We start from the raw sequence: 21614 nt of genomic DNA, 5'->3' as shown, positions 1-21614 counted from the left end.
CGCCTGATAGAACAAAAACAACAGGTAACAAGGAGAGTCGTTTGAAGCTCAAGGCATTCTGCTGCGCGCTCGCCAGCATCCTTTCCACCGGCGCCGTGGCGCAGACCTACGTGGTCGGCGTGGAGAACCTCGCTTTTGCCCCGCATTACAGCACCGACGCGCAGGGCAGTTACCAGGGCTTCGCGCGCGAGGTGCTGGATCTGTTCGCCAGCTCCAGCGGCATCACCCTGGAATATCGTCCGCTGCCAGTGGATGCGCTGCTTCCGGCGCTGCTTGCCGGGCAGGTCGACCTCAAGTACCCCGACAATCCTAATTGGGCCCCGGAGCAAAAGGCTGGGAAATCCCTGCGCTACAGCCAGCCGGTGACCGAGTTCGTCGATGGTGTGCTGGTGGCGCCGGATCGGCTGGGGCAGGGCGTCGGTGCCCTCAAGAAGCTGGCGCTGGTGGACGGCTGGACGCCGCGCGGCTATGAGCAGCAGGTGCAGTCCGGGCAGATCGCCCTCGCGCCCAGTGCCGACCTCAAGCAGATGATCCACAGTGCGCTGAAGAAACAGGCTGACGGCGCCTACTTCAATGTGGTGGTCGCTACCTTCTACCTGGACAACATCCGCGCAAAACCGGGGGCTCTGGTATTCGATCCATCGCTGCCGCACACGCGCAGTGCCTTCCACCTGTCCACGGTGAAACAGGGCGAACTGATCGAGCGCTTCGACCGCTTCCTCGCCGACCACGCCAAGGAGGTGGCCGCGCTCAAGGCCAAGTACGGCGTCGAGGCGAGTCTGGACTCCGAGCATCTGGGCGTCGAGCAGTGGAAAGTGGATTTCCTCGAGCGCCAGAAAGCGAAACAGAAGTCGCCGTAAGCCGTCTTCTTCCCTAGAATCGCCGCTGCCGTTTGCGCGCCAGCCGTAGGGAGGATGAAGTGCGCCGCGCTTTGTTCTTCCTTCACTGCCATTTCCCGCCGGGGCCGGCATGAGCGAACTCCGCATTCCCTTGCGCGAGGGCACGCTGGTCTGCCCCGGTTTCCGCATCCAGGCTCAGCCCGAGCCTTCGCTGGCCATCGACGGCGACCTGCTCTGGGCGCTGGAGCAGGCTCAGTGGTGTCCGCTGGCGGTGTCGCTGGAGGAGCGTGACGGCGCGCTGTGGATCACGCCGTTGCCGCTGGCGCGGCAGAGCGGCTTCGACCCGCGACGGGTAATCGGTTGGCGCGACGACCCGGTGCGCATTCAGCAGCCGGAAGGCGTAGAGGATGCCGAGGCCGCCATCCACTGGTGGCGCGGCGGCACGGTCGAGGATGTGCGTGGGCGCATCAGTCACCATCCCTGGGGGCGCCTGCTGCGGCTCGAAGGCCCGGGCGTCGGTCCGGAGCACATTCTCTTTCCCCGTGGATGCGCCTGCATTTTCCTGGGGCATCTGGACGCCGACTGGCGCCAGTTACGCTTCGAACTCTTTTCCTGAACTGGCATCTCACAAGATAGCGGCCCTGCGGTTGCCGCCGACATGGCGGGAGCGTGGTGGTCGGTTGTCTCGCGTGCGAGCGGCCTGCACCTCCTGCTTAGTGCATGCAGTCCATGATGAGGTGACCCAGAATGACCATAACAAGACGGGTAAGACGCCTTGCAGCAGTCCTGGTTTTCGCGCAGCTGGGTGTTGTCGCGGAAGTCCCGCTGGCTCAGGCCGCCATGGTTGGCACCGGTGAAGTGCTGCAGGCACAGCAGCAACAGGTCGACCGCGAGCAGCTGTTGAAGATGCTCGATGACCAGGGTGTGCAGAAAAAACTGCAGTCCCTCGGCGTTGAGCGCAGTCAGGTCGAACAGCGCATCAAGAGCCTGTCCAACGAGGAACTGGCGCAATTCAACCAGCAACTGGATGAGGCTCCCGCTGGCGGTATCATCGGCATCATCCTGTTGTTCCTGCTGATCTTCGTGATCACTGACCTGCTCTGTATCACCCACATCTTCACCTTCGTGAGGTGCCAGCGTTGAGGCGCTGGGCCATGGCCGTCGCGCTCGCGGCGGCCGTGGCACTCGGCGGCTGCGCGCAGTCGCCGAGGTTGCCTTCGAGCGTTGATGCGCTCCCGCAGCGGGTGGAGCTGAGTGATGTGCAGTTCTTCCCGCAGCAGGAGTTCCAGTGCGGCCCCGCCGCGCTGGCGACCATGCTCAACCAGCGTGGCGTGCGGGTGACTCCTCGGGAACTGAAGGTTCGGGTCTTCATCCCCGGCCGCGAGGGCAGTCTTCAGGTGGAGCTGGTGGCGGCCGCGCGGGAGAAGGGCATGCTGGTCTACCCCCTGAAGCAGCGCCTGGAGAACATTCTCAGCGAAGTGGCGGCGGGCAATCCGGTGCTGATCCTTCAGAACCAGGGGCTGGACTGGCTGCCGGTCTGGCACTTTGCGGTGGTGGTCGGCTTCGACCGCAATCGTCACGAACTCATCCTGCGCTCGGGTATCACCGAGCGGCTGGTCATCGATTTCACCGCCTTTGACCTGACCTGGAAGCGCAGTCAGCGCTGGGCGGTGCTAACCCTGCCAACGGATCGTCTGCCGGCTACTGCGGAGCCGACTACCTGGCTACGGGCGGCCCATGATCTGGAAGAAACCGGGCAGCCGGCTTTGGCGGAGCAGGCCTATCGCACCGCGACCAAGGCGTGGCCGCAGGAGTCCCTTGGTTGGTTCGCCCTGGCCAACGCACGCTACACGGACGGCAACCTGGGCGACGCCGAGGACGCGCTACGCCGCAGTGTCGGCGCGAGGCCAACGTTTGCGGCGGGCTGGTTCAATCTCGCCAATGTGCTGGGCGAGCGCGGCTGCTCGCAGCAGGCCGGTGCGGCGGCGAGTTGTGCGCGGCAACTGGCACCGGATGATGCACGTTTCTCACAGACAGTCGCCAGTACTGCGGCGGCCGGCGCCAGTTGCCAGGCGGTACCAGCCTGCCCGGCGAACTGAGGTGTGCAGGTTTCCTGAACCGAAGCGGGGAGGGCGCAGCCTAAACCTGCGATGCCCCTAGTGAGGTGCTTGGTATGGCCACGGAAAAAACTCCGGCACGCGGCCGCGCGCGTGCCAAGGCGAGCGAGTCGAACGCAAAGAAGGCGGCGCCTCGCAACCCTTCCCGCAGTGCGAAAGCCGGTAGTGACACGGCGGACGAACTCTCCGCCGAAGAGCGCCGCAAGGTCGAGAAAAGCCAGCCGCCCCGTGCGCTGGTGTTGCACGAAGTCATCCGCCTGCAGGGCAACCATGAGCTGGATCGCACCCTGGCGGCACTCTGGTGGTCGGCGCTGGCCGCGGGACTGACCATCGGCCTGTCGCTGATGGCGATGGGGCTGTTCCGCGCGCGTCTGCCGGACCACGACATGGCGGTGATCACCACCAGCCTCGGGTATCCGGTCGGCTTCCTGGCAATCATCCTCGCGCGCCAGCAACTGTTCACCGAGAACACCCTGACGGCCGTGCTACCGGTGATGAGCGAGCCGACGCTGGAAAAGTTCGGCCAGTTGCTGCGGTTGTGGTCCGTCGTGCTGGCGGGCAACGTGGTCGGTGCGCTGCTGTTCGCCTACGGCATGCTGCACCTGCCGATCTTCGATACCAAGGCGGACCAGGCCTTCCTCGAGATCGGCCGTGAGGTGATGGAGAACGACCACTGGCAGATGTTCTCCAAGGGCATTGTCTCCGGCTGGATGATCGCCACCATGGTCTGGCTGGTGCCGGCGGCGGAGAACGCCAAGGTATGGATCATTTTTCTGGTCACTTACCTGATGGCGCTGGGTAGCTTCAGCCACATCGTGGTTGGCACCTGCGAAGTCGGCTACCTGATGTTCGCCGGGGAGGTAGGACTGGCAGCGTTCGTCGTCGACTTCGCGTTGCCGACGCTGGTGGGCAATATCGTCGGCGGCAGTCTGATTTTCGCGTTGATGAGCCACGCCCAGGTGCGCAGCGACACGTCGTCGCCGCCGGAAAAAGTCCCGACAAAGAAAACGGCGCCCTGAGGCGCCGTTTTTTGTGCGGGTATACAGCGAGGCGTCAGATGCCCAGCTTGTCGCGCATGGTGTAGTACCAGGCACCGATCGCGGAGAACGGAACCTGGAACATGCGGCCGCCCGGGAAGGGGTAGTGCGGCAGGGTGGCGAAGGCGTCGAAACGCTCGGCCTGGCCACGCAGTACTTCAGCCAGCAGCTTGCCTGCCAGATGGGTGTAGGTCACGCCGTGGCCGGAGCAGCCCTGGGAGTAATAGATGTTGTCGCCGATACGGCCGACCTGCGGCAGACGCGAGAGGGTCAGCAGGAAATTGCCGGTCCAGGCGAAGTCGATCTTCACGTCCTTCAGCTGCGGGAAGACCTTGAGCATCTTCGGACGAATGATCGCCTCGATGTTCGACGGATCGCGCGCACCATAGACCACGCCGCCACCGAAGATCAGGCGGTTGTCGCCGGTCAGGCGATAGTAGTCGAGCAGGTAGTTGCAGTCCTCGACACAGTAGTCGGTCGGCAGCAGGGACTTGGCCAGGTCGGCGCTCAGCGGCTCGGTGGTAATCACCTGGGTGCCGCACGGCATGGACTTGGAAGCCAGTTCCGGCACCAGGCCGCCGAGGTAGGCGTTACCGGCTACGACGATGAACTTGGCTTTTACGCGGCCTTTGGGAGTGTGCACGACCGGGTTGGCGCCACGGTCGATCTTCACGGCAGGGGACTGCTCGTGGATCACGCCGCCCAGGGATTCCACGGCTGCGGCTTCGCCCAGGGCGAGGTTCAGTGGGTGGATGTGGCCGCCACTCATGTCGAGCATGCCGCCGACATAGCTGTCGGTACCGACGACTTCGCGGATGCGCTTGGCGTCCATCAGTTCCAGCTGGGTGTGGCCGAAGCGCTCCCACAGCTTTTTCTGCGACTCCAGGTGGCCCATCTGCTTGGCGCTGAGGGCCGCGAACACGCCGCCGTCCTTCAGGTCGCACTGGATGTTGTACTTGGCGATGCGTTCGCGAATGATGCGGCCGCCTTCGAAGGCCATATCGCCCAGCAGTTTCGCCTGCTTGGCGCCAACGCTGCGCTCGATGACGTCGATGTCACGGCTATAGCTGTTGACGATCTGACCGCCGTTACGGCCCGACGCGCCGAAACCGACTTTGGCGGCTTCCAGCACGGTGACCTTGAAACCGTTTTCCAGCAGGAACAGGGCGGTCGACAGGCCGGTGTAGCCTGCGCCGATCACGCAGACATCGGTTTCCACCTCGCCTTGCAGTTCAGGACGGGCCGGGACCGGATTGGCCGAAGCTGCGTAATAGGAAGAGGGGTAGGAAGTGTGCGGCATAATGCACCTGTGTTTGTTATTTTTTACGAGATGTGCGGATGCTACCTGAGTCGAATCTGGCCGGCTAGTGCCCGTGCAAAATAATTTACGGACGGTCGAACATAAAAAAATTCACTTTTTCAGTGGGTTAGCTGAAAAAAGTGCTTGACGCTCCAAATCGATCGCGTAGAATGCGCCCCACACGACAGGCACATAGCTCAGTTGGTTAGAGCACCACCTTGACATGGTGGGGGTCGTTGGTTCGAGTCCAATTGTGCCTACCAAACATAATCGCTTCGGCGATTTCAGAAAGGGCGATCCGAAAGGATCGCCCTTTTTGTTTTGGGTGTTTTTCGGGTGGCGGGAATTGGTGACGCAGTGATGCGTTGATGGATGTTGTGCTGGGAGGGGCTGCTTGGGCAGGCGCTAATTCATCGCGCTTCTGCGTTCGCTGTCGGCTTCGTACTGCTGGCATTTCTGTTCGGCGTTGGCAGACGCCTGGTCTGGTGTCTGATCTCCGTGGTAGCCGAATCGCACGAAGTACCTGACGATCACCTGGGTATCCGCGTCCAGCTTGGCGCTTCTCTCGTGAACGGCTGCAATGGCCTGCTGTTCGGTTTTGCCCTCGTCCCGGTAGAGCGCCCCTGCGCGTGCAAACAGACCGATACCGGTGCAGAAGTCGGAGGCTTGGACGCCAGCGGAGAGGATCATGAGCAGGAACAATGCTGTGAGCTTTTTCATGGGGCCTCACTGAGCCTGCGATTTCATTCTGTCTATTAGTATGGAGCCTGCTGCTCTCTTCCGCTCGTCCTGTGGGGCGTATCTCGTTCTTGGCTCGTCAATCTGGTGGGCTGCCATCTGCTTCGTCGCCAGCGGCGCTTGGCTAAGGACGGGGGGTCCGATAGGGTTGCCCTTTCATTTGCTCTCGGAATATGACTCGCCCATGAAGGCATGGGGCGCCTGCTATGGTGTTGCCTTGGGGGTGTCGGAGATGATGATGCGCGGTATTCGATCCTGGTTGTTGTTCGGTGCGTTGCTGGTGCCGTTGCCGGCATTGGCGGAAATGCAGGTGATCTGGCCGCAGGGCTGGGAGGTTTCGCGCTCGCCGGCAGATGCGGCGGCCGACGCGCCGGTGGTTCGTCAGCGCGGTGTGCGTATGGCGGAGGATGGTTCTCAGGACCTGGTCATGGAGATCACGCGCAGCCGTCTCAGTTCCAGCGTCGCGGTCAGCGTTGCGAATGTCATCGTCGAGATGCGCAAGGCCCTGCAGAAGGATTTCATGCGCCAGGGGTTCCAGGCGGCGTGCAGCAAACCACTGGATACGAAGCTGGGTGGGTTGGCGGGGTTGGAGGTCCATTGCGGCATCAGCCAGAACGGCACTGAGGTGCTCAAGCAGACTGTGCAGGTTGCGCTGGGTGACGGGGTAGCCTACTCGCTGACCTACGCGGCGCCGTCGGAGCGATATGCGGCGATGGCGGAGGAGATCGAGTCGGTGAAGGCGGGCATCAGCCTGAACTGATCGCCTCCTTTTATACGGGAGGCCAATAAAGCAAAAGCCCCGCTCATGCGGGGCTTTTTTCGTTTTCAGGCTCAGGCAGCGATGGTGGCTTGCACTCGCTGGATTACCGCGCTCAGCGGTGCCTCGCCCTGGTATTGCTGGGGGTAGAGTCGTTCGGTGTGCTTGGCGATGCCGTGCTCGTTCACCAGGGTGAAGCTGAAGCCGTGTTTGCGCTTGGCCTGGATGACGCAGTTCAGAGGGGCGAAGGCCGCCGAGAGGGTGCGAATCGCCTCCTGGATTTGCAGGGAGGTTTTCATTGCCTTGTCTTTCCAAATAGGTAACGGTCCTATGACCGTCGAAATCGTCAAAAGCTCCGGGTGCGATCTGAGAATGCAGAAAACGTATGACCGGAATATGGCAGCGATTGGAAACTTGAGGGTCTGTTCGCGTCAGGCTGCGATGTTGGGTGAAAGCAGAGAGTCTGACGTGGGGCGCTGATCGCTCGGGCAAATGTTCCTGGCGCGGTTGGCGTGCTCTGGAATCGATGCGGAGGATGCGCTGGCCGTGGCCCTGTAGAGCCCAGCTTCTGCCGTGGATCAGGTAGGGGGGTGCTGAGAGGGGCGACCTTGGGTCTGGTGTTCGCTGTCGGCCAGTATAAGGATTTCTTCTAACGATGGCTAGTTTTTATACAGCCGTCTGTCAGAAGCCGCCGGGCGATGGGGGAATTCCGCGGAGCGGGAGCGCTCCCCGGAATATCGGTTTCACTGCAGCCAGGATTCCACGGTGTCGCCACCGTATTGTTGTTTCCAGGCTTTCAGGGTCTTGTGGTTGCCGCCCTTGGTTTCAATGGTTTCGCCATTATGCGGGTTCTTGTAAACCTTCAGTTGGCGGGTGCGGCGCGGTTGCTGTGCGGCCGCGGGCTCGGCAGAAGTCTGCGGATCGAGAATGTCGATGACATTGCGCAGGTTCATGCCGTACTGGTCCATCAAGGCTTGCAGTTGGTCCTTGAACTCCAGTTCTTTTTTCAGGCCGCCATCGCTCTTGAGTTTCTCGAGGAGGGCGAGTTGTTCCTGGAGTTTGCGCTCGGCTTCGCGGAATTCCGCAAGTTTTGACATCTGGATGCTCCCGTTGGCAGGGTGATTTGTTCGGAGCGATTCTCTGTTCTAGCGAATGTTCGCGTCAACTGAATATATGAATTGTTGCGATTGGGGAAACACACTTCAAATGTTAAGAGCGCATGAAAGGTTGGTGGATTAATTGATCGATGGGGGATAATGCGCAGGCTAAAGGGGGTGGTGGAGTTTCTTGTCGAACGATAGCCCCTGCAAAATCTGTGTGCTTTATTGTGGTGCGTTGCGTGCGAGTGCTGGATGAATAACGAGATAGTGCAATATCGAGTCAATGATTATGAACTGACGTGCCAGGTTGCCGGGCAGGGCGTGCCGCTGCTGCTGGTTCATGGGTCGCTCTGCGATTACCGCTACTGGCAGAGTCAGGTCCCTGCATTGTCCGCGGGCTATCGTGTGATAGTCCCCAGTCTGCGTCATTACTTCCCTGAGGCATGGAATGGCGAGGGGGCGGGTTTTACGACTCAGCAGCATGTTGATGACCTGCTGGCACTGCTCGATCAATTGCCTGGCCCTGTTCATCTCCTGGGGCATTCACGGGGTGGCAATATTTGTCTGCGAGTGGCGTTGGCTGCTCCGCAGAAATTGCGCTCGTTGACGCTTGCAGACCCTGGTGGAGATTTTGCTAATGATGTATTTACTGCGGTAAATGTCGAATCGCCAGTATCTCCTGTCGAGCGCAATCAATTTCGCCAGCAGGCGCTGGAAAAGATTCGTGTCGGCGAGGTAGAGGAGGGGTTGCAACTCTTTGTCGATACTGTGAGTGGGGTGGGAGTCTGGGCGCGCTCATCCCGGCAGTTCCGCGAAATGGCTACAAGCAATGCAATGACTCTGGTTGGGCAGGTGGCCGATCATCCCGCCCCTATAGATCATCGGCAGATTGAACAGCTGCAATTGCCGGTGTTATTGATTGGTGGTGCGAAAAGTCCGGAGCCATTTCCTCGGATCATTCAGGCATTGCAATCCACCCTCACAGAGGGGCGGTCGATTGTGATTCCCGGTGCGTCTCATGGCATGAATGTGATTCGTCCGGCGTCCTTCAATCGGGCCGTGCTGGAATTTGTCGATCAGTATTGAGTGAAGTCAGGCTGGCCGCTCGTCAGCTTCCGCAACTTGCAGTAACATCCCACGCCTTGCTCGCTATCGTTGGTGGGCAGGTTTTCGATTTCTTCCAGTGATCTACGTCCGCGCGCGAAAGCGCAGGGTGCCGAGAAGGCGCCTGCCACTGTGAGGCAGGCTGACCCGGCGGGCGACGCTTACTGGCACATCCCAACCCATGTGGCCTTTCGTAGGGGTCACCACTAGGAGAGGAGGCGCCATGCCCATCATTACTCTTCCCGACGGTAGTCAGCGTTCCTTCGATCATCCGGTCAGCGTGACCGAGGTGGCGCAATCCATTGGCGCGGGCCTGGCGAAAGCCACCCTGGCCGGCAAGGTCAACGGTCGTCTGGTCGATGCCTGCGACATCATCGACAGCGACGCGACCCTGCAGATCATTACCCCGAAGGATGAGGACGGGCTGGAGATTATCCGCCACTCCTGCGCTCACCTGGTGGGCCATGCGGTCAAGCAGCTGTATCCGACCGCCAAGATGGTGATCGGCCCGGTGATCGACGAAGGCTTCTATTACGACATCGCCTTCGAGCGTCCCTTTACGCCGGAAGACATGGCTGCCATCGAAAAGCGCATGGCCGAGCTGATCGAGAAGGACTACGACGTCATCAAGAAGATGACGCCGCGTGCTGAAGTCATCGAGACCTTCAAGGCTCGTGGTGAGGAGTACAAGCTGCGCCTCATCGACGACATGCCGGATGAGAAGGCCATGGGCCTGTACTTCCATGAGGAGTACGTGGACATGTGCCGTGGTCCGCACGTGCCGAACACCCGATTCCTCAAAGCCTTCAAGCTCACCAAAATTTCCGGTGCCTACTGGCGTGGCGACTCGAAGAACGAACAGTTGCAGCGCGTCTATGGCACCGCCTGGGCGGACAAGAAGCAGCTGGCTGCCTACATCCAGCGCATCGAAGAAGCCGAAAAGCGCGATCATCGTCGCATCGGCAAGCAGCTCGACCTCTTCCATCTCCAGGAAGAAGCGCCGGGCATGGTCTTCTGGCATCCGAACGGCTGGACCGTCTATCAAGTGCTCGAGCAGTACATGCGCAAGGTGCAGCGCGACCACGGCTACGTGGAAGTCCGCACCCCGCAGGTTGTCGATCGCATCCTCTGGGAGCGCTCCGGCCACTGGACCAACTACGCCGAGAACATGTTCACCACGTCGTCGGAAAGTCGCGACTTCGCGGTCAAACCGATGAACTGCCCGTGCCACGTGCAGATCTTCAACCAAGGTCTGAAGTCCTACCGCGATCTGCCGCTGCGTCTTGCGGAATTCGGCGCTTGCCACCGCAACGAGCCGTCCGGCGCGCTGCACGGCATCATGCGCGTGCGTGGCTTCACCCAGGACGACGCCCACATCTTCTGCACCGAAGAGCAGGTGAAGAAGGAAGCGGCCGACTTCATCAAGCTGACCCTGCAGGTCTACTCGGACTTCGGCTTCAGCGACGTCTCCATGAAACTCTCCACTCGTCCGGCCAAGCGCGTGGGTTCCGAAGAGCTGTGGGATCGCGCCGAAAGCGCGCTGGCCGACGCCCTGAATGAATCCGGCCTGGAGTGGGAATACCAGCCGGGCGAGGGCGCGTTCTACGGTCCGAAGATCGAGTTCACTCTGAAGGACTGCCTCGGCCGTAACTGGCAATGCGGTACCCTGCAGTACGATCCGAACCTGCCGGAGCGCCTGGATGCCAGCTATATCGCCGAAGATAACAGCCGTACCCGTCCGGTCATGCTGCACCGCGCGATCCTCGGCTCCTTCGAGCGCTTCATCGGGATGCTGATCGAGCACTACGCCGGTCTGTTCCCAGCCTGGCTTGCACCGACCCAGGCGGTGGTGATGAATATCACTGACAAGCAGGGCGAATGGGCCGAAGAAGTGGTGCGTCAGCTCGAGCAAAGCGGATTCCGTGCCAAGTCTGACTTGAGAAACGAGAAAATTGGCTTTAAAATCCGCGAGCATACTTTGCTCAAGGTTCCCTATCTGTTGGTTATCGGTGATAGGGAAGTTGAATCGCAGGCCGTCGCCGTACGTACGCGCGAAGGGGCAGACCTCGGCTCGATGCCGGTCGCCCAGTTCGCTGAGCTGCTTGCTCAGGCGGTTTCCCGGCGTGGTCGCCAAGACTCGGAGTAATCATTATTAAGCGTGAAATGAGACAGGATAAGCGGGCTCTCCCGAAACCACCGATCAACGAAAACATCACCGCCCGTGAGGTGCGTCTGATTGGTGCTGACGGTCAACAGATTGGCGTGGTCTCCCTCGACGAGGCCCTCCGTCTAGCCGACGAGGCCAAGCTGGACCTGGTGGAAATTTCTGCTGATGCGGTGCCTCCTGTCTGCCGCATCATGGACTACGGCAAGCACCTCTTCGAGAAGAAGAAGCAAGCCGCTGCTGCGAAGAAAAACCAGCACCAGCAACAGATCAAAGAAATCAAGTTTCGTCCAGGGACGGAAGAAGGGGATTACCAGGTAAAACTACGCAACCTGGTACGTTTCCTTAATGAAGGGGACAAGGCCAAGGTATCGCTTCGATTCCGTGGTCGTGAGATGGCCCACCAGGAGCTGGGCATGGAGCTGCTGAAGCGAGTCGAAAACGACCTCGCCGAAGTCGGCACCGTGGAACAGCATCCTAAGCTGGAAGGACGCCAGCTGATGATGGTCATCGCTCCCAAGAAGCGTAAATAACCTCCCGGGCACTGGCAGGCCTGATGGTTATCAGTTGTTAACGAATGCGGAGTACTAAACATGCCAAAGATGAAAACCAAGAGTGGCGCCAAAAAGCGCTTCAAAGTGACTGCTGGTGGCATCAAGCACAAGCACGCTTTCAAGAGCCACATCCTGACCAAAATGACCACCAAGCGTAAGCGTCAGCTGCGCGGCACTTCGATGCTCGCTGCTTCCGACGTTCGCCGTGTAGCGCGCTCCCTGCGTCTGCGTTGATTTCTGGTAGAGGATAAATAAATGGCTCGTGTTAAGCGTGGCGTAATTGCCCGTCGTCGTCACAAAAAGATTCTGAAGCTCGCAAAAGGCTACTACGGCGCGCGCTCGCGCGTGTTCCGTGTTGCCAAGCAGGCGGTAATCAAGGCAGGCCAATACGCCTACCGCGACCGTCGTCAGCGCAAGCGTCAGTTCCGCGCCCTGTGGATCGCCCGTATCAACGCTGGTGCTCGTCAGAACGGTCTGTCCTACAGCCGTCTGATCGCTGGCCTGAAAAAGGCGGCCATCGAGATCGACCGTAAGGTCCTGGCCGATCTGGCTGTGAACGAAAAAGCGGCGTTTACCGCGATTGTCGAGAAAGCGAAGGCCAGCCTGGCTTAAGCCCCACGACAGTTACCGGATCTCGGTCCGGACGTAACGTCACCGATAGGGGAAGAGCCTTACCGCTCTTCCCCTATTTTGTATCTGGAGTTGGTACATGGAAAACCTGGACGCGCTGGTTTCGCAGGCCCTGGACGCCGTGCGAAACACCGAAGACGTCAACGCCCTGGAGCAGATCCGGGTTCACTACCTCGGCAAGAAAGGCGAGCTGACCCAGGTCATGAAGACCCTGGGCGACCTGCCGGCCGAAGAGCGCCCGAAGGTCGGCGCGCTGATCAACGTCGCCAAGGAAAAGGTTCAGGATGTGCTGAATGCCCGCAAGGCCGAGCTGGAGGGCGCTGCCCTCGCCGCCAAGCTGGCAGCAGAGCGCATTGACGTGACCCTGCCGGGTCGTGGCCAGTCCTCCGGCGGCTTGCATCCGGTTACCCGCACCAAAGAGCGTATCGAGCAGTGCTTCACCCGCATCGGCTATGAAGTTGCCGAGGGGCCGGAAGTCGAAGACGACTACCACAACTTCGAAGCGCTCAACATTCCGGGGCACCACCCGGCTCGTGCCATGCACGACACCTTCTACTTCAATGCGAACATGCTGCTGCGCACCCATACCTCTCCGGTACAGGTCCGCACCATGGAAAACCAGAAGCCGCCGATTCGCATTGTCTGCCCGGGCCGCGTCTACCGCTGCGACTCCGACCTGACCCACTCGCCGATGTTCCACCAGGTCGAAGGTCTGCTGGTCGATGAAGACGTCAGCTTCGCCGACCTCAAGGGCACCATCGAGGAATTCCTTCGCGCCTTCTTCGAGAAGGAATTCTCCGTTCGCTTCCGTCCGTCCTTCTTCCCCTTCACCGAACCTTCGGCGGAAGTCGACATCCAGTGCGTGCTCTGCAGCGGCAAGGGTTGCCGCGTCTGCAAGCAGACCGGCTGGCTGGAAGTCATGGGTTGCGGCATGGTCCACCCCGACGTACTGCGTATGTCCGGCATCGACCCTGAGAAGTACCAGGGCTTCGCCTTCGGCATGGGTATCGAGCGTCTGGCCATGCTGCGCTATGGCGTGAACGACTTGCGCCTGTTCTTCGACAACGATCTGCGGTTCCTCGGCCAGTTCCGCTAGCCCGCACGACCGTCAACGCAATCAGGAGAGCAGGATGAAATTCAGTGAACAGTGGCTGCGGAGCTGGGTAAATCCGCAGGTATCCCGTGACGAGCTGGTGGCTCGTCTGTCCATGGCGGGCCTCGAGGTCGACGCCGTGATCCCGGTCGCCGGCCAGTTCAGCGGCGTAGTCGTGGGCGAAGTGCTGTCGACCGAACAGCACCCGGACGCCGACAAGCTGCGCGTCTGCCAGGTCAGCAACGGTTCGGAGACCTTCCAGGTCGTCTGCGGCGCGCCCAACGTGCGCCCGGGCCTGAAGATCCCCTTCGCCATGATCGGCGCCGAGCTGTCGGGCGACTTCAAGATCAAGAAGGCCAAGCTGCGCGGCGTTGAATCCAACGGCATGCTCTGCTCAGCCAAAGAGCTGGAAATCAGCGAAGAGAACGCCGGCCTGATGGAGCTCGCCGCGGACGCGCCGGTAGGCGCCAACATCCGCGATTACCTCGAGCTGGACGACGCCTCCATCGAAATCGGCCTGACCCCGAATCGCGGCGACTGCTTGTCCCTGACCGGCCTCGCGCGCGAAGTCGGCGCGCTGTACAGCGCCGAGGTCAAGCCGGTAGTGGTCGGCGCCGTTGCTCCGCAGATCGATGAAGTGCGCAGTGTCGAGTTGCTGGCCCCCAAAGCCTGCCCGCGCTACCTCGGCCGCGTCATCCGCAACGTCGACCTGAGCAAACCGTCCCCCTTATGGATGGTTGAACGCCTGCGCCGTTCCGACATTCGTAGCATCGACGCTGCCGTCGACATCACCAACTACGTGATGATCGAACTGGGCCAGCCGATGCATGCCTTCGATCTCGACGAGATCAAGGGTGGCGTGCGCGTGCGCATGGCGGAGGAGGGCGAGAAGCTCGTCCTGCTCGACGGCCAGGAAGTCACCCTGCGCGCCGATACCCTGGTGATCGCCGACCACGAACGCGCCCTGGCCATCGCCGGCGTGATGGGTGGAGAGCACAGCGGCGTCAGTGCCAAGACCCGCGACCTGTTCCTAGAAAGTGCCTTCTTCGACAACATTGCCGTTGCCGGCAAGGCCCGCTCCTACGGTCTGCACACTGATGCCTCGCACCGCTTCGAGCGTGGCGTCGACTCGCAACTGGCCCGTCGCGCCATGGAGCGCGCCACCGAACTGCTGCTGCAGATCGTCGGCGGCGAAGCTGGCCCGATCGTGGAAGCCGTTAGCGAGGCCGACCTGCCCAAGGTTGCCCCGGTTACCCTGCGTGCCGAGCGCGTCACCCAGATGCTGGGCATGACTCTGGAGCATGCCGAGATCGAGCGTCTGCTCACCGCCCTGGAATTCGACGTTCAGAAAGCCGGTGCCGATGCCTGGACTATTGGCGTGCCGAGCCATCGCTTCGACGTCTCTATCGAAGTCGACCTCATCGAAGAGCTGGGGCGCCTGTACGGCTACAACCGTCTGCCGGTTCGCTACCCGCAGGCACGTCTGGCGCCGAACACCAAGTCCGAGTCCCAGGCCGAGCTGCCGGCGCTGCGCCGTCTGCTGGTCGCCCGCGACTACCAGGAAGCGATCACCTACAGCTTCATCGATCCCAAGCTGTTCCAGCTGTTCCACCCAGGCGTCGAGCCTCTGATGCTGGCCAACCCGATTTCCGCAGACATGGCCGCGATGCGCGCCTCGCTCTGGCCGGGCCTGGTGAAGTCCCTGCAGCACAACCTCAACCGCCAGCAGACCCGTGTGCGCCTGTTCGAAAGCGGCCTGCGCTTCGTCGGTCAGTTGGAAGGGCTGGTGCAGGAAAACATGCTCGCAGGCGTCGTCTGTGGTGCTCGTCAGCCGGAAGGCTGGGCCAATGGTCGCGAGAGCGTCGACTTCTTCGACGTGAAAGCTGACGTCGAGGCGCTCCTGGGTAATGCTGGCGCCATCGATGCCTTCACCTTCTCCCCGGCGCAGCACCCGGCGCTACACCCAGGCCAGACCGCCAAGATTGAGCGCGACGGTGTGCTGGTCGGCTATCTGGGCGCTCTGCACCCCGAACTGGCCAAGGCGCTGGACCTGGATCGTCCGGTCTACCTTTTCGAGTTGGTGCTGGCTGAAGTGGCCCAGGGTCGCCTGCCGAAATTCAGTGAATTGTCACGCTTCCCCGAAGTGCGCCGTGACCTGGCGCTCATCGTCGATCTGGATACTCCGGCCGAGTTCGTGCTGGCAAATATCCGTGAAACGGCGGGCCAATGGCTGACGGATCTCAGGTTGTTTGACGTCTACCACGGTAAAGGCATTGATCCGCTTAGAAAAAGCTTGGCCGTTGGCTTGACCTGGCAGCATCCATCACGCACTCTTAACGATGACGAGGTGAACGCGACTACGCAGAATATCGTCGCCTCGCTGGAACAAAGGTTCAACGCCACGTTAAGGAAGTAGCGTATGGGGGCTCTGACGAAAGCTGAAATTGCTGAACGTCTGTACGAAGAGCTGGGCCTGAATAAGCGGGAAGCCAAGGAACTGGTGGAGCTCTTCTTTGAAGAGATCCGCCAGGCGCTGGAGCATAACGAACAGGTGAAGTTGTCGGGTTTCGGCAACTTCGATCTGCGCGACAAGCGCCAGCGTCCCGGACGCAACCCGAAGACGGGAGAGGAAATCCCGATCACAGCCCGGCGCGTCGTCACCTTTCGTCCAGGGCAGAAACTGAAGGCCAGGGTTGAGGCTTATGCTGGAACCAAGTCATAACGACGAGCTGCCCCCCATTCCGGGCAAGCGCTACTTCACCATCGGTGAAGTGAGCGATCTTTGCGCGGTGAAGCCGCACGTGCTGCGGTACTGGGAACAGGAGTTCCCGCAACTCAACCCCGTCAAGCGAAGGGGCAACCGGCGCTACTACCAGCGCCAGGACGTGCTCATGATTCGCCAGATCCGCGCGCTGCTCTACGACCAGGGCTTTACCATCGGCGGCGCTCGCCAGCGCCTCACCGGAGACGAAGCTCGCGAGGACGCTACCCAGTACAAGCAACTGATCCGGCAGATGATCGCCGAATTGGAAGATGTACTGCATGTTCTGCGCAAGTAACTGAAAAAAATGAAAAAAGTACTTCTCCGAAGCAATTGCTTGGGGTATAGTGCGATCCGCTTCTGGGGGAACTCAAAAGCAACGTCGGGGCGTAGCGCAGCCTGGTAGCGCACTTGCATGGGGTGCAAGGGGTCGAGTGTTCGAATCACTCCGTCCCGACCAAATAACTCCACGACTTAGGCCAGTTCAGAGATGAGCTGGCCTTTTTCGTTTCAGGGACTTTTGCGGGACTATTCATCCTGCCTTCCTCCTCAGTATCGTCAGCGCCGGCCCTCGCGAGTCCGTCGCCGATATCTTGTTGGCCTCATCGATCAGTTTTCCCAGTTCTGCCGCCGAGTAGTGACTGGTGATGCTGCCGTTCTTGTGGCCCAGCAGGGCCCGTCTGTCTTCCTCGGTTACACCGGCTGCCCGGAGCCTTCTCCCGAAGGTGTGTTTCAGGTCGTGAATGCGGATCGAGGCGAATCCCTTCGGCGCCGGTCGCAGGAAGCGTTCCAGGTACTTCTTCGCCGCCCGGATCCGGGCCTTCTTCCAGGCGGAATCATTCATCCGATGAACCGCTGTCGCCTTGCCGTTCCTGTCGGGCATCCCATACGGGAATACCCAGACCGGATCCAGACCACGCTGCCCCTCGATGATCGATTTGGCCACCGCGTTCAGCACGACCAGCCGTTCCTCTCCGTTCTTCACGCCCGATCCCTTGTCCCTGCCTCCAAAATCCGAAGGAATCAGGAAGACGCTGGTGTCGAGCTCCGGTACCGGGATCTCCCAGTCCCACCTCAGCTTGACCACCTCCTGCTCCCGGGAGCCGCAGTTGACCTTGTAGAGCGCCATTCGCCGCAGGTGGTCCGGCAGTTCCGAGAACAGCAGCGACTGCTCTTCCCACGATAGCGGGTAGGGCGTGCGCCTCGATCGCTTCTCGTCCAGCTTGCTGATCATCGGTACCGTGTCCAGCCAGGGCCGTTTCTCTTCATCACGCCATTTCCGGGCGCACAGGTTGAGAATGCGGATGACCTTCTCCAGGGCGATGTTCACAGTCCTTGGGGTTACGCCAGGCTTCACCTTGCCGGTCGATGTCCTGCCCGGCTTCAGCTTGTCCTTGATGTACGGGGCAAGCGACTCGTCATCGACGTGCGTGAGCGGTAGGTCGCCGATGTAGGGATCCAACTGCTCGAGGTAGATGGCGGCCAGGCCGATCGACGGCATGTCCTTGTACTCCACCAGGTAGCGGGTCGCGGCTTCGCGCCAGCTCCTGATCCGGCGAATACCGTAGACCTTCTCCTCTCGCAGCTTCTCGAGTCGGTGTATCAGGTACTGTTCTGCTTCCTCCCGGTTGCTTGTGCCAGTGCTTTCTTGAAGTCGCTGACCTCTGACGACCTTGTCGACATGCCAGATTCCGTTTCTCTCGTAGAGGCCAGTGATGGTTTTTCGCGCCATGTTTTTTCTCCTTGGCGCTCGCTGCGGAATCGATCTTGTCCCTGGGCACCGTTCTTTTCAATAACCGCTCGTTCGATGTAGTCGTCTGCCCAGGCGTCCAGCTCCTCGCGATCAAAGCCGATGCCTTGCCGGCCTATGCGAAACTCGCGGACATAGGGACGTACGGTCTTGTTGAATTCATCCCTGCACATCCCGAGATAAGCGGGCGCCGCCCCGGCCCGGATAACGCGTGGTGGGCAAGAAAGCCGGTTGGGCAGGGGGTTCCTGCTGGCGTCTGACATGGCATCTGCCTCCTGGCATGACGGTGTCATGCTCGAGGGAGACCCGATGAAGGGGCAACCCGCTGTGGCGGGTTGCTGCATGTCCAGGCAAAGGTGCAGCCACGAGCGGCCAGGTGATACGGGGGGGTGACGATATCTTGATGTTGAACGACAGGAGGATGGTGGGTGAATTCAGTTCTGCTAGATGCCACGGATCGCGAGGATCCGCCTGGGCAGGTGTCCCGGGAGGCACTCTACGATGAGGTGTGGCGTCATCCGATGCTCAGGGTGGCGGAGCGCTATGGGGTTTCGTCGAGCTTCATGGCTAGGGTCTGCACGTCCATGAACGTGCCGCGCCCGCCGCGCGGCCACTGGGCCAAGCTTGAGCATGGCAAGCCAAGTCCCCAGGTACCCTTGCCTGACGCACGCCCGGGAGACCATTTGATATGGCGAAGAGGCGATGCCCCGGGGCCGGCCAGGTATCCGCTTCCCAAGCCGCCGGAGCGCCAGGTTGCCCGTCCGCGGCCACGTATTTCTCGCTCAGGCCGCCATCCCCTGGTCAGCGGTGTACGAGACCTTTTTACCAAGGGAAAGGTGATCGACAGTGGCTACCTGAAGCCGTCGCAGAGGCGCCTGGTGGATGTGGTGGTGTCGGAGCCGATGCTCGACGATGCGCTGGATATGGCCAATGTCCTGTTCCTCAGACTGGAGGCCGCTGGATATCGGGTCATGCTCGCGCCGAGCGATCGCACCTATTCCCGCGCTTCCGTGGAGGAAAGGGAGAAGCCCGGGAAGACGGTTAACAATCGTTATCCGAGCCTTTGGCATCCTTCCAAGCCGACTGTTGTCTTCGTGGGCTCCGTTGCCATCGGCCTGACTTTTTTTGAAATGACCGAGCAACTGGAGGCGCGGTACGTCGATGGGGAGTACATCCCCCTTGGCAAGCTGCCGGCTGCTGAGCGACGTCGTCCGATACCCAGTTGGAGCTGGACCGCGCAGAAGCACTTCGCTACCGGGCGTCTGTGCCTCCAGGCATTCAGTCCTTATCCAGTCGCGGATTGGGTGCATCGCTGGCCAGAGGCCAAGGCGCGCGAACTTCGGTGGCAACTGGACGAAATAGTCGACTACCTGGCAAAGGCGGCGACCATTATTGCTGGCCTGGTCGAGGAGGGTGAGCGCCAGGCTGAGATCCGAAGGCGGGAATGGGAGGAAGAGCGGCGGCGGCTGGAGGAGCGGTGGGAGCGGGAGCGCCAGGAAAAGGCCAGGGCCGAAGCCCGGCAAGAGTTGCTTGAGGCCATTCGTGCCTGGGATGACGTCCGGCGGATACAGGCGTTTTTCCGCGAGGCCGAGGACGAAGCCTTGTCGAGAACGAGCGAGGAGAGGGAGGTGTTGCTGGGGCGCTTGGCCACTGCCAGGGAGCTTGTCGGGGAAATGGATACGCTTGGCATGTTGATGAAATGGCGAGGGCCAGAAGAGCGGTGAGGCATAAGTGCAAGCCGTCTTTGCTGCCCGAGTATGGCTGGTCTAATCCACTTTGATTTTTCTATAGGTTAGGTATACGTTACATTCAATCTAATTTGTTACGTATATAGAACATGGATCATTCCCTTATCACGAGGCGCCTTGGCGAGCAGATCCGGCAGCGCCGCCTGAATCGCGGCCTGACCCAGGCCAAGCTGGCGGCCTTGGCGGGCATCACCCGGCAGAAGGCCATCGCCATCGAGAGAGGGGACTTGTCGGTGGGTATGACGGCCTATGCGCGAGTGCTAGGAGCTCTGGACTGTGAGTTCGCGCTGGTGTCTGCCGCCATGCCCACGTTGGACGAAATCCAGGGAGTGTTTGACTGATGACAGCCGTACTGCAGGTGGCAACGCCAGAGGGCGACAGCGGGAAGATCCTCAGCTCCGCTGGGGACTACCTGTTCCGCTACCACGAAGACGCCAAGGCGCAGGCAGCGATCAGTTTGCTGATGCCCGTGCGCCTGGATGAATACCGCCATCGGGAGCTGCACCCGATCTTCCAGATGAACCTGCCTGAAGGCTATGTCCTGGAACAGTTGCGCAACCGCTTGGCCAAGATGGTGAATGTCGACCCTATGTTGCTGTTGGCGCTCTCTGGCAGCAGTTCGCCTATCGGGCGGGTCGCGGTGAGTTCACATGAGGTCGATGCCCTCTTGCGGCGCCAGCAGTTCCCCGGGGAAAAGCTGGAGGAAATCCTGGCATGGGATGGTGCCGAAGACATTTTTGCCGGCCTGGTGGATCGCTACATTTTGCGTGCTGGGATATCGGGCGTGCAGCCCAAGGTACTGGTGCCAGAGCAACAGGATGCCGCGTCGCAGCGTTTTACCTCGAAAACCTCCGACCTGATTATCAAGAGCGGTCGGGACGAGTTTCCGGGGTTGGCGATCAATGAGTTCCTCTGCATGTCCGTGGCCAGGGAGGCTGGGATTGCGGTGCCGGAGTTCTACCTGTCCGATAACACCAAGCTGTTCGTCATGCGCCGCTTCGACCGGGACGAGCAACTCGATCCCATTGGCTTCGAGGACATGGCCGCATTGATGGGGCTGGCTGCGGAGCAGAAATACAGCAAGAGCTATTCGGCCATCGCCAAGGCCATCCGCCTGTTCTGCCCGCCCGAGCAGGTGCAGGGTTCACTGGCGCAGTTGTTTGCCATGGTTAGCCTGAGCTGCATCGTCGGAAATGGAGATGCCCATCTGAAGAACTTCGGGCTACTGTATTCCGACCCTACGCAGCGCGATGCGCGGCTGGCGCCGGCCTACGACATCGTCAACACCACGGCCTACATTCCAGAAGACGTATTGGCGCTGGATCTGGTCGGCAACAAATCATTGTTCGCGTCGCGACAGGGGCTGCTGGAGTTCGCCAAGGCGTGTGATGTGGCCCGGCCGGAGGAGATCATTCGCGAGCAGTTGCAAGCCATGGAGCGGGTGCTGGCCCGCTCGATCGAGCTGTGCGAGCAGGCTCCGAATGTAGTCGCTGCAATCCAGCAGTGCGCTGAGCCGTTTATGAAAACCTTCGGCTAGCGTGCGTTCAGGTTCGGAATTGCATCGGTGTCTTGGCTTGCCGACGCACTGGCAACTGAGCGGGTTATGAGTCCGGCACGCCGCATCGAGATGGTTTCTCGTGATGGGGAATGAGTCACTGGGAGTGACGGTTTTTCCGATTTCTTAAACCAGTTCCGTGCCGTTCGGGCGGAATAGGCACGACAGGTAGAGAGCGGCCAAAAGCAGTCTTCACCATGGGCAGCTTCCGCCCCATAAAGGTCACGGTAGGGGCTGGCGGCACCTCATTCACCGTCGTCGTCGGCCGGTTGATACGGAATCCAGGCTCCATTTTTTCCAGCATTCCAGATACTACCCAAGAAGGTGTCGTACCCCAACCGGGGGCGTATTGTACGCTTCCTTTTTG

Annotated in this window: 24 protein-coding genes and 2 tRNA genes; 21 read left to right on the top strand and 5 right to left on the bottom strand. The window is 60.7% G+C overall.

The features are described from left to right. The first annotated feature begins 41 nt into the window (after positions 1-41). The 5 genes from AC2T4A_RS25070 (at position 42) to AC2T4A_RS25050 (ending at position 3975) form a co-directional block, all read left to right on the top strand. Positions 42-860 carry a substrate-binding periplasmic protein gene (locus AC2T4A_RS25070; RefSeq protein WP_416749933.1) on the top strand — a complete coding sequence of 273 codons (819 nt, stop codon included), beginning with the start codon at positions 42-44 and terminating at the stop codon, positions 858-860. A 109-nt stretch (positions 861-969) separates the two neighbouring features. After that, positions 970-1455 (top strand): hypothetical protein, encoded by a 486-nt coding sequence (locus tag AC2T4A_RS25065; protein WP_486742051.1) that lies wholly within the window; start codon positions 970-972, stop codon positions 1453-1455. Positions 1456-1586: 131 nt separating this feature from the next. Then, entirely contained in the window at positions 1587-1982 is a 396-nt protein-coding gene (locus AC2T4A_RS25060; RefSeq protein ID WP_478379482.1) for a PA2779 family protein, read from the top strand. Between the two features lie 11 nt (positions 1983-1993). After that, positions 1994-2938 (top strand): PA2778 family cysteine peptidase, encoded by a 945-nt coding sequence (locus AC2T4A_RS25055; RefSeq protein WP_486742050.1) that lies wholly within the window; start codon positions 1994-1996, stop codon positions 2936-2938. A gap of 74 nt (positions 2939-3012) precedes the next feature. After that, positions 3013-3975, top strand: coding sequence for a formate/nitrite transporter family protein (locus AC2T4A_RS25050; RefSeq protein WP_416749925.1), 963 nt, complete (start codon positions 3013-3015; stop codon positions 3973-3975). A 34-nt stretch (positions 3976-4009) separates the two neighbouring features. On the opposite strand, the gene AC2T4A_RS25045 is transcribed toward AC2T4A_RS25050, so the two are convergent. Then, complete coding sequence (locus AC2T4A_RS25045; RefSeq protein WP_054911130.1) at positions 4010-5293, bottom strand: NAD(P)/FAD-dependent oxidoreductase; 1284 nt, start codon at positions 5291-5293, stop codon at positions 4010-4012. Between the two features lie 186 nt (positions 5294-5479). Between AC2T4A_RS25045 and AC2T4A_RS25040 the strand changes: the two genes are divergently transcribed. Beyond that, a tRNA-Val gene (locus tag AC2T4A_RS25040) sits at positions 5480-5556 on the top strand. A gap of 142 nt (positions 5557-5698) precedes the next feature. On the opposite strand, the gene AC2T4A_RS25035 is transcribed toward AC2T4A_RS25040, so the two are convergent. Further along, the gene (locus tag AC2T4A_RS25035; RefSeq protein ID WP_478379484.1) at positions 5699-6013 is read right to left on the bottom strand and encodes a hypothetical protein; all 315 of its coding nucleotides are present in this window, start codon (positions 6011-6013) and stop codon (positions 5699-5701) included. 202 nt (positions 6014-6215) lie between these two features. Here AC2T4A_RS25035 and AC2T4A_RS25030 point away from each other — a divergent pair, with 202 nt between their 5' ends. After that, positions 6216-6791, top strand: coding sequence for a DUF4946 domain-containing protein (locus AC2T4A_RS25030; protein WP_486742049.1), 576 nt, complete (start codon positions 6216-6218; stop codon positions 6789-6791). 71 nt (positions 6792-6862) lie between these two features. Here the strand turns inward: AC2T4A_RS25030 and AC2T4A_RS25025 are convergent, their stop codons facing one another. Together AC2T4A_RS25025 and AC2T4A_RS25020 are read right to left on the bottom strand one after the other, a co-directional pair. Continuing rightward, a complete protein-coding gene (locus tag AC2T4A_RS25025) occupies positions 6863-7087 on the bottom strand; it encodes a hypothetical protein (RefSeq protein ID WP_045217792.1) in 225 nt (74 codons plus the stop codon). Positions 7088-7531: 444 nt separating this feature from the next. Then, entirely contained in the window at positions 7532-7885 is a 354-nt protein-coding gene (locus AC2T4A_RS25020; protein WP_416749919.1) for a histone-like nucleoid-structuring protein, MvaT/MvaU family, read from the bottom strand. A gap of 255 nt (positions 7886-8140) precedes the next feature. On the opposite strand from AC2T4A_RS25020, the gene AC2T4A_RS25015 reads away from it, so the two are divergent. From AC2T4A_RS25015 to AC2T4A_RS24970, 10 genes are all read left to right on the top strand, one after another. Continuing rightward, the gene (locus AC2T4A_RS25015) at positions 8141-8974 is read left to right on the top strand and encodes an alpha/beta fold hydrolase (protein WP_486742048.1); all 834 of its coding nucleotides are present in this window, start codon (positions 8141-8143) and stop codon (positions 8972-8974) included. A gap of 241 nt (positions 8975-9215) precedes the next feature. Next, a complete protein-coding gene (thrS, locus tag AC2T4A_RS25010) occupies positions 9216-11138 on the top strand; it encodes a threonine--tRNA ligase (protein ID WP_037015433.1) in 1923 nt (640 codons plus the stop codon). Then, positions 11138-11689 carry a translation initiation factor IF-3 gene (gene infC / locus AC2T4A_RS25005; RefSeq protein WP_169887484.1) on the top strand — a complete coding sequence of 184 codons (552 nt, stop codon included), beginning with the start codon at positions 11138-11140 and terminating at the stop codon, positions 11687-11689. Before thrS ends, infC begins: the two co-directional genes overlap by 1 nt. Positions 11690-11749: 60 nt before the next feature. Then, positions 11750-11944, top strand: a complete 195-nt coding sequence (gene rpmI, locus AC2T4A_RS25000) for a 50S ribosomal protein L35 (protein ID WP_017516491.1) — start codon at positions 11750-11752, stop codon at positions 11942-11944. Positions 11945-11965: 21 nt separating this feature from the next. Next, positions 11966-12322 (top strand): 50S ribosomal protein L20, encoded by a 357-nt coding sequence (gene rplT, locus AC2T4A_RS24995; RefSeq protein WP_003099086.1) that lies wholly within the window; start codon positions 11966-11968, stop codon positions 12320-12322. Between the two features lie 97 nt (positions 12323-12419). Next, on the top strand, positions 12420-13436 hold the full coding sequence (pheS, locus tag AC2T4A_RS24990) for a phenylalanine--tRNA ligase subunit alpha (protein ID WP_024763164.1): 1017 nt from the start codon (positions 12420-12422) through the stop codon (positions 13434-13436). Positions 13437-13470: 34 nt separating this feature from the next. After that, positions 13471-15849: a phenylalanine--tRNA ligase subunit beta gene (pheT, locus tag AC2T4A_RS24985; RefSeq protein WP_486742047.1), complete on the top strand. Its 2379-nt coding sequence runs from the start codon at positions 13471-13473 to the stop codon at positions 15847-15849. A 3-nt stretch (positions 15850-15852) separates the two neighbouring features. Then, positions 15853-16155 carry an integration host factor subunit alpha gene (gene ihfA, locus AC2T4A_RS24980; protein ID WP_003090661.1) on the top strand — a complete coding sequence of 101 codons (303 nt, stop codon included), beginning with the start codon at positions 15853-15855 and terminating at the stop codon, positions 16153-16155. Further along, positions 16136-16492, top strand: a complete 357-nt coding sequence (locus tag AC2T4A_RS24975; RefSeq protein WP_015476661.1) for a MerR family transcriptional regulator — start codon at positions 16136-16138, stop codon at positions 16490-16492. The genes ihfA and AC2T4A_RS24975 overlap by 20 nt, the downstream gene beginning before the upstream one ends. Positions 16493-16577: 85 nt before the next feature. Further along, a tRNA-Pro gene (locus tag AC2T4A_RS24970) sits at positions 16578-16654 on the top strand. Between the two features lie 72 nt (positions 16655-16726). On the opposite strand, the gene AC2T4A_RS24965 is transcribed toward AC2T4A_RS24970, so the two are convergent. Next, entirely contained in the window at positions 16727-17926 is a 1200-nt protein-coding gene (locus AC2T4A_RS24965) for a tyrosine-type recombinase/integrase (protein ID WP_462194384.1), read from the bottom strand. A 35-nt stretch (positions 17927-17961) separates the two neighbouring features. On the opposite strand from AC2T4A_RS24965, the gene AC2T4A_RS24960 reads away from it, so the two are divergent. The 4 genes from AC2T4A_RS24960 to AC2T4A_RS24945 all read left to right on the top strand — a co-directional run bounded on the left by AC2T4A_RS24960 (position 17962) and on the right by AC2T4A_RS24945 (position 21229). Then, the gene (locus AC2T4A_RS24960) at positions 17962-18204 is read left to right on the top strand and encodes a hypothetical protein (RefSeq protein ID WP_153549455.1); all 243 of its coding nucleotides are present in this window, start codon (positions 17962-17964) and stop codon (positions 18202-18204) included. A gap of 168 nt (positions 18205-18372) precedes the next feature. Continuing rightward, on the top strand, positions 18373-19668 hold the full coding sequence (locus AC2T4A_RS24955) for a hypothetical protein (protein ID WP_486742046.1): 1296 nt from the start codon (positions 18373-18375) through the stop codon (positions 19666-19668). Between the two features lie 113 nt (positions 19669-19781). Further along, positions 19782-20033, top strand: coding sequence for a helix-turn-helix transcriptional regulator (locus AC2T4A_RS24950; RefSeq protein WP_462194383.1), 252 nt, complete (start codon positions 19782-19784; stop codon positions 20031-20033). Beyond that, on the top strand, positions 20033-21229 hold the full coding sequence (locus AC2T4A_RS24945; RefSeq protein ID WP_088376752.1) for a type II toxin-antitoxin system HipA family toxin: 1197 nt from the start codon (positions 20033-20035) through the stop codon (positions 21227-21229). Before AC2T4A_RS24950 ends, AC2T4A_RS24945 begins: the two co-directional genes overlap by 1 nt. Positions 21230-21614: the final 385 nt, after the last annotated feature.

The organism is Pseudomonas sp. PVC-3-1 (assembly GCF_057444315.1).
This window is presented reverse-complemented; position numbering and strand designations above follow the sequence as displayed.